We start from the raw sequence: 7,408 nt of genomic DNA, 5'->3' as shown, positions 1-7,408 counted from the left end.
ACCCTGGTCCCCACCCGCGACCACACCATCGCCGAGCAGTCGAAGAACTACCGGTACTCGACCAACCACCAGGTCGTCATCGACGCCGACACCCGCCTTGCGACCACCGCGCGCGGCAGACACAGCAGCGCGCAGTTGCAACGTCCCCCAGGCCCGAACAGCCAACGGGTCACCGCGGTCGTACTCCCGCTGCACACTGCGAATCGCCTTGTCGGACAAGGCGACAGAGTCGTCCCAGTCCGCCGTTGCCCACATGTCCCACACGCGCATCCAGTCGGCGACGGCAGGCATCACCGGGTCGCCGGACAGCCGCGCAGACCATGCGGCTCGTTCGCACGCCAGGGCCACCAGCTCCGGGTGTCCAAGTGCGTGCGCGGCAGTGTGAGCGAACTTGCAGCACACCGCGTAGATGGCATACGCCTCTTCCTGCTCGTGGCCCGTGGCGACTTCCGCCAGGGCGCGCGCCTCACGGAACAGGTCGGGGAGCACCTGCACGATCGCCACGTTCGCGGCAGCGTCGCGGAGGCGGTGAAGGCGGGTGGTTTCCTGCCACAGCTGACCGGCTGGGCGGGGGGTTCCGTCGAAGACGGGAGCGAGGTCGTAACGGCGCAGCTCACGCATGATCGCGGCGGCAGACACCTGCCACTGATTCTCGGCCGGAATGGTGCTGTTGTACGGGCGCCCGATCAGGTCGTTCGGATGTACGTGCAGTTCCGAAGCGAGCAGGTTGAGCAGGCCGACGCGGTCGAGTTCGATGTGCCCGCGTTCCATCTTGGACACCCAGCCCTGTGTCTTGCCCAGAGCGGCGGCCAGGTCGGCTTGCGTCATGCCGAGGCGGAGCCGTGCGCGGCGTGCGCGACGGCCGATCTCTTCGGCTTCTTCCAGCATCAGCGCGCCCCCCTGTGGGTGAGGCGCCGGCGATCCAGCGGGCGGCGAGACATCGTGCTCCATCCGTCGGGGCTTCTGCCCTTGACGGTACCCAGATCGCGGGCCGGGTGTGGAGTGGAGCCGGTCAGGAGGTGATCGAAGAGACTGACGGTGGCCAAGGCCGGCTGGTCGGACGGTGCCCGGGTGGACCGGCTTCCACAGTGCCGATCCTGCGCCCCTTCGGGTCCACGATTCGTCGTCGGGCCACTCCGGACATCGGCGTAACAGATCACGCCGTGCTACGGGTGGCCGCGTCCGCCGTGCGCCAACGACCCCGGCGTATACACACCGGGGTCGCCCTTCCGGGCCGGTCGCACGTGAGAGTGTGCCGACCCGCTTTCATGCTATGCCTGATGAACATTGCGAGCATCCGGTGCTTCGTGGTTCTCGTGCCACAGTGAACACATCGCAGCCTTCCACCATGGCCACTCCTGGACGACCGTGCGGGGATTCCTGCTTCGCTCGTTCCATGCCGCCGGCGCGCGCCCGCGGTGGATTCCCATGACCGCGGGCGGTGCGCCGTGACGGCCCTGACCGGAGGGGAACAGCCGCTTCCGCAATCCGATTACGGTTCCGGCCCGCGGGCGAAATATCGTCGACCTGGGACGCGGTCCCTGAACGTCCGGACGAAGCGCTTACTACCTGCGGCTTCCGCTTATATGGATTACGTGGCGTCACACCCTTAGCTTTTTGTGATATTCCGATTCAGGTGTGACCGTGTCCGTCGAAGCCACTCGAATGCATCGCGCATTGGCGCTCTCCATGGTTCCTCGCCGGTTAACCTGAAGCAAACCTCTTTCCCGGGTGCCGCCGGCAGACCATGGAAAACTCGCGGTGCTTGCCAGAGAGGCGAGGTTCCAGCTCGCGGAAACTCGACAAGGACAGCAAAAACATTCACCATACCTCCCTAGAGGAGTAGTCCCCTCGATGACGCAGAACATCTCTGGTGCGTATCGGCGGCGCGCAATGCCCGCCTGGATCGCGTCGGTCGTCACGGTGCTGGTCGCTGCTACCGCAGTGGTAATGGTGCCGACGCAAGCAAATGCCATTACAACCCCCGTTCCCCTTGGCGCTGCCAACAGCTTCGCGGTGTTGGGCGGCGAGGCGGTCACCAATACCGGTTCTTCCCTGATCAGCGGAGACGTTGGGGTGTCGCCAGGGACTTCGATTACGGGATTCTGTAACCCGCCACCGCCGGCGATCCCCGCGTCTCCGCCGTGTGCCAATGTGATCAACGGGACCGTCCACGTGACAGACGGGTCGGCCAACGCCGCTCATGCCGCACTGCAGAACGCGTACGGCGTCGCCGCAGCCCGGGGCCCCGTCGATGGCACTCTCAACTCGGAGCTCAGTGGCGCGGGTGGCCCGACGGGGCTTGGTCCGGGCCTGTACAACTTCGTCCCTGGTGTGGTCACGAACTCGGGTGTTCTCACGCTGAACGGCGGCCCCGACGCTGTCTGGGTATTCCAGGTCCCCTCCGGGCTGACGCTGGCATCCGGCAGCCGAATGGAATTCACCGGCGGCGCCAACGCATGCAACGTCTTCTGGCAGATCGGAAGTTCCGCCAGCTTCGGCAGCGACTCCTTCTCCGTGGGTACCTTCATGGCCCACACCTCGATCACCATGGAGAACAGGGCGACGGTCGAGGGTCGGGTACTGGCCGGCGCTGTGGCCGAGTCCGGGATCGTGTCGCTGATCAACAACACGATCACCCGGCCGACTTGCGGGACCGGCACCACCACCACCGGCACCACCACCGGCACGACGACCGGCACGACCACCGGCACCACCACTGGGGGGCTCGTCAGCGGCGGCCTCCTCAGCGGTGGCCTGACCAGCGGTGGCCTCCTGGGCGGGCCCATCCTCTCGCCCGGCGCAACCTCGGGCAATGTCGCCGGCACCACGTCCGGGAACACTGAGGGCAACACCGCCGGGAACTCCGCGGGCAACACCGCCGGGAACACGGCCGGCAACACCGCTGGGAACTCCACTTCCGGGAGCACCGTGGGCAACACGGCCGGGAACACCTCCGGCGGTAACGGCGGAGGGCCGGACCACGGGGGCAACCCCGGAGGACCGGGCCACGACGGCAACCCCGGAGGGCCGGACCACGGGGGCAACCCCGGAGGATCGGGTCACGACGGCAAGCCCGACCACGGGCAGCACGTCCACCACGGCAAGCCCGACCACGGCAAGCCCGACGAGAACTACGGCTACGACGAGGTGCCCAAGGGCTACGAGAGCTAGGCATCGCACTGCGGTCAGTCCGTTCACCGGATGACGGCGCGCGGCGGAATTCACATCGAGTCCGCCGCGCGCCGTCGGTGGCAGTCAGCGCAAAAGCCAGGCGCGACCAGCTGATAGAGAAAGACAGGTAGGCGGTGTCGAGCGGAATCGACTCAGCGGACGTGGAGGAAATCCATCAGTCCGACTCCGGTCCGGCCAGGCAGGAACGTCCTGGCGCCACGGCCGCGCCGCGCAAGTCGCGGAGGGGTGCCCGGGCGCTGATGAAATTCGGACTGCGCGCCGCCGTGGTCCTGTGCTTGGTGACGAGCGTCGTTCACGTGATTCTCGTGTTCCTTCACGTGGCACCTGTCAACACCGTCTCCAAGCGATACAGCCCGCAGATCCACTCATGGGTGTACCCCTTCTTCGAACAGAACTGGCGGCTCTTCGCTCCGGACCCCGAATCTATCAACCGGCAGATTCTGGCGAGAACCGCCCACACCGGCTCCGACGGAGCGGTTCAGGTGAGTCCCTGGTTCGACCTGAGCGCCGTGGACAGTTCCGCGGTCGAACATCAGCCGTTCCCGAGCCACACGGCGCAGAACATGCTGCGCCGCGCCTGGACCGGCTACGTCGACACACACGGAGGAGACGACAGGGCGCGCACGGAACGCGCCCTGATGATGCGGAAGTACCTGACCAACATCGCCTCCGACCGCGTCGCCGCCCACAACAGCGGTACCTTCGAATTCATTCAGCTCCGCGTCCTCACCCTGCCCATCGACGCGCCCGGCCCCGCCGCAGACAAGCGCCCGCCGACGCCGATCGAGAACCGGCTCCTGCCCTGGTGGAAGGTGACCCGCCATGGAAACTGAGGCGCAGAGGACCGCGTCCGCCGGCGCCGACCGGTGGATCGCCGCCCGGATCAACGCGGCAGGGGACCTCCTGACCGGCCGCCCGGTGTCCCTGTACGCCGCGTCGGTGCTGCGCATCGGCTACGGACTGCTCTACCTGCTCCTGCTGCTGCGCGAGTTCCCGCACCGTGCCGAGATCTGGGGTCCCGGCTCCGCGTGGACGCCCGCCTTGGCACGCCAACTCTTCGAACAGACGGGCTGGTTCAGCATCCTGACCCTGTCCGACAGCCGCACCTACTTCGAGCTCTGCTATGTGCTGGCCCTCGTCACGGCCGCGCTGTTCATGCTGGGCTGGCGGACCCGCGTCCTGTCCGTCCTCTTCGCCGTCGTGGTGCTCTCGTTCCATGCCAGGGCGATCTTCATGACGGACGGGGGCGACAACCTGGTCCTGCTGATGGCCCTCTACCTCGTCCTCACCGCCTGCGGCCGACGCTGGTCCCTGGACGCGCGCAGAAACCGGCTGAAGACGGTTCGTGCGGGCAACGCGCCGGAACGGCCGAAGAGCCCCTTCGCGAGGCAACTCCGCGATGCCCGAACCACCTTGGTCACGGTGGTGCACAACTGCGGCATGTTCGTCATCGCGGCACAGGTCTGCTTCCTCTACGGATCAGCCGGCCTGTACAAGGTCCAGGGACCTTCCTGGAGCGGTGGCACCGCGCTCCACTACGCCCTCAACCTCGAACTCTTTCGGCCCTGGCCCGCGCTCTCCCACTTCGTGGACGAGCACACGCTCGTGGTCGCGATTGCTGGCTACCTGACCGTGCTCCTGCAGGTGGCCTTCCCGTTCGTGCTCTTCGGCAGGCTCAAGTACCCCGTTCTCGCCATGCTGCTGGGCATGCACATCGGCATCGCGGTGCTCATGGGGCTGCCTCTCTTCTCCGGTGCGATGATCGTCGCGGACGCCGCGTTCCTGCCCGACCGCTTCTACACCTTCCTGCCCCGCCTCTGCCGACACGTGATGCGGCGGACCGGCAGCTGGCGTCCGGCCCCCGGACGAGCGGCAGGATCCGGAACCGTACCTGCGCAAGGTGGGCCCGGCGGCGCCCTCGGCTCCAAGCGTCGAGTCGTCCTCCCCACAGGACGAGACGACGCCACGCTCGCGACCGAGCCTTTGTCCCCTCAGGTCCCCCCGACGAACGGTTGACTCAGCACGGCACCCCAGGAAGTTACGGCTGAGCCACCACGGGCCTTCACCGGTGAAGGCCCGTGGTGGCTCAGCCTGTCCGTCTGCGCAGCTTGACCGACCAGGAGGGGCAGAAGCTGCAGCAGATCGTGCGCCAGGGCAGCACCAGTTCGGTGCGCTACCGGCGCGCGATGATGTTGCTGGCCTCGGCAGGGGGACCACCTGCCAGTGATCGCGAAACTGGTGCAGGCCGACGAGGACACCGTCCGTGACGTGATCCACCGGTTCTATGAGATCGGCCTGGCCCAATGACAGGCCGCACAGCGTGGTGATGGCTTGGCCAGTGATCACCGTTCCTCACCCAAGGCAGACCTCCCGTTCGCTCTGTGGCGACGTCAGTGGTCTCTTCCTTAGCGGCTCTTCGTAACCACACGGAGCAGGTAAACCGCTCCACAGCTCGGACCTATCACTTAATGTGTGCATCGCGCCTGATCGTATGTTCGGTCGGGGGCCCTTCTCATGTCCGACCCCCGCGACAGCCCGGTGTTCCCCGTGGTTTCCCGCTTGATCGGGCACGGCTGGGGCACGGTTGCCCCATCACGGGACGGTTCCGATGTGCGGCGGATCTGAGTAGCGGTGCTCATGTGCAGCGCCTGCCACGTCAGCAAGCTGGGCGGCATGCGATTAACGGGATGTCGCCAGCAGACGCAAAGCTGGTGGGTATGAGGCCCGGGGGTGAGCCGTCGACCGGCGAGCAAGTTGGGGTCAGTGTGGCGCTTCTCGTCATCGACCTGATGGTTATCGCCTATTTGGTGTTCATCCGCTACGGGATGACGGGCTGGGCTGACGCCCATGACAGACGCAATTCGCCCGAGGCGCCTAGGGAGGCGTTGCGGGGAATGTGGCTCCTCGTCGGCGGCGCAGTCGTTACAGGCGGTGGCCTCTTTGTCCTGGGATGGCGTATTCCAGGCGTTGTGCAACTGATTGTCCTGAGGGTCGGAGCAGGGCTGCTCGCCTGCTTCGCCGCCCGTGGATAGCGTGAGTCCGCCAAGCCGCCTCAGCCCACCACCCTCCCCAGCTCCCATCCCGTCCGCCGTCGACCCACACACCGTGGAGCGGGCGTGGTTCATGGCATCCAGGTGGAGCGCGCCACTGTACGAACGACCTGGACGCCATGGGCCGCGTCTGCTCGGCCCTGCCTGGGTCGACGGTGGACGGGCTGGGAGCTCCCCCACGTACACCACTACCGGCCCGCAGTCGGGAACGGCGCCCCTCCATCCCGGTGCCGGCCGATCCCCCGCCGGAGGCATCTCTTTGGCCCGAGGGGGACTTCCTCGCTTCTGCCGGCACGCACGTAGCGCGCCGCCGGGCGCGGCCAGCCGGGGCGCAGACAGACATCCGATGCGGTTGATCAGTCAAGCGGTGTCGGGGAAGGCGGTCTGCTCGTCGTAGGGGGTGTGGTGGGTGAGGCAGTGGTGGAGGCAGCCGAGTAGGCGGTTGAAGAGGTTGCGTTGGGCTGCGACGTGTCGTTCTTCGGTTGCTCGGCGGCGGTCGTAGTGGGCTCTGGCTCCGGGGGATGCGGTGAGGGCGGCGAAGGCCCAGATGTAGCCGGCTGAGGCGAGGCGCTGGTTCTTGATGTGCCTGGCCAGGACGGTGGAGGGCAGGACGTCGCCAACCGGCGTATCGAGGATCTGTTGCGCGAATACGAGTGATCGCACGAAACCTGGGCCTCATACTTCCCGGCGTGGACGTATCCGACGATGACCAGAAGATCGATCCTGAGTGGGTGGAGGTTGGCAACAACGTATGCGGTGTCCTGCGCGGTTGCCGGGATGCCTCTGCGGTGGCCCAGCACTTCGTGCAAGTGGGGTGGAGTTCGAGGTCGTCTTCCTGGCACGGCTACGAAGTCGAAACTAGCTGGTGCCAATTGGAGGTCGAGCCGATCGAGGGTCCAGACATCCTCCTGAACGGAGTCGTCGACCCTCAACACTTCGACGAACTCGGCGGCGTACTTCACCGCCTCGGTTTGAGCTACTCCCTGGAGCTCTACCAGGGAGACGACACACTGGTCCGCGAGACGCACGTCTGATCACTAAGTCCTCCTGTGAGGCCCCGGCATATTGCTTCAGTTCAAGAGGTCGTTGCAACACCCCGTCCGTAGGGAGTTGCAGTGGACTTCGAGATCCGGGAGGACCGGAGGCCGCAGGGGCCCCGGAAG

Annotated in this window: 4 protein-coding genes and 4 pseudogenes; 6 read left to right on the top strand and 2 right to left on the bottom strand. The window is 66.5% G+C overall.

Translation table 11 applies throughout. The features are described from left to right. Positions 1-99, top strand: a pseudogene (locus tag ACZ5SK_RS48270) (IS5/IS1182 family transposase); the annotation flags it as partial. Here ACZ5SK_RS48270 and ACZ5SK_RS48265 read toward each other — a convergent pair. After that, a pseudogene (locus ACZ5SK_RS48265) lies at positions 94-888 on the bottom strand (helix-turn-helix domain-containing protein); the annotation flags it as partial. The pseudogenes ACZ5SK_RS48270 and ACZ5SK_RS48265 overlap by 6 nt on opposite strands. Positions 889-1,854: 966 nt before the next feature. On the opposite strand from ACZ5SK_RS48265, the gene ACZ5SK_RS48260 reads away from it, so the two are divergent. The 4 genes and pseudogenes from ACZ5SK_RS48260 to ACZ5SK_RS48245 form a co-directional block, all read left to right on the top strand. After that, complete coding sequence (locus tag ACZ5SK_RS48260; protein WP_468578089.1) at positions 1,855-3,174, top strand: ice-binding family protein; 1,320 nt, start codon at positions 1,855-1,857, stop codon at positions 3,172-3,174. A 338-nt stretch (positions 3,175-3,512) separates the two neighbouring features. Continuing rightward, positions 3,513-4,028 (top strand): DUF5819 family protein, encoded by a 516-nt coding sequence (locus tag ACZ5SK_RS48255; RefSeq protein WP_361709245.1) that lies wholly within the window; start codon positions 3,513-3,515, stop codon positions 4,026-4,028. Next, positions 4,018-5,211 (top strand): HTTM domain-containing protein, encoded by a 1,194-nt coding sequence (locus ACZ5SK_RS48250; RefSeq protein ID WP_334577225.1) that lies wholly within the window; start codon positions 4,018-4,020, stop codon positions 5,209-5,211. The genes ACZ5SK_RS48255 and ACZ5SK_RS48250 overlap by 11 nt, the downstream gene beginning before the upstream one ends. Before the next feature lie 65 nt (positions 5,212-5,276). Further along, positions 5,277-5,496 (top strand): annotated as a pseudogene (locus tag ACZ5SK_RS48245) (helix-turn-helix domain-containing protein); the annotation flags it as partial. Between the two features lie 1,109 nt (positions 5,497-6,605). Here the strand turns inward: ACZ5SK_RS48245 and ACZ5SK_RS48240 are convergent. Further along, positions 6,606-6,842 (bottom strand): annotated as a pseudogene (locus tag ACZ5SK_RS48240) (IS110 family transposase); the annotation flags it as partial. 92 nt (positions 6,843-6,934) lie between these two features. On the opposite strand from ACZ5SK_RS48240, the gene ACZ5SK_RS48235 reads away from it, so the two are divergent. Then, positions 6,935-7,279 carry a hypothetical protein gene (locus ACZ5SK_RS48235; protein WP_334577223.1) on the top strand — a complete coding sequence of 115 codons (345 nt, stop codon included), beginning with the start codon at positions 6,935-6,937 and terminating at the stop codon, positions 7,277-7,279. Positions 7,280-7,408 lie beyond the last annotated feature (129 nt).

The organism is Streptomyces sp. NPDC031474 (assembly GCF_055581185.1).
This window is presented reverse-complemented; position numbering and strand designations above follow the sequence as displayed.

Excerpts from the sequence above, each read along its gene's own strand:
- ACZ5SK_RS48260 (WP_468578089.1), top strand. The coding sequence starts at position 1,855 with ATGACGCAGAACATCTCTGGTGCGTATCGGCGGCGCGCAATGCCCGCC.
- ACZ5SK_RS48250 (WP_334577225.1), top strand. The coding sequence starts at position 4,018 with ATGGAAACTGAGGCGCAGAGGACCGCGTCCGCCGGCGCCGACCGGTGG.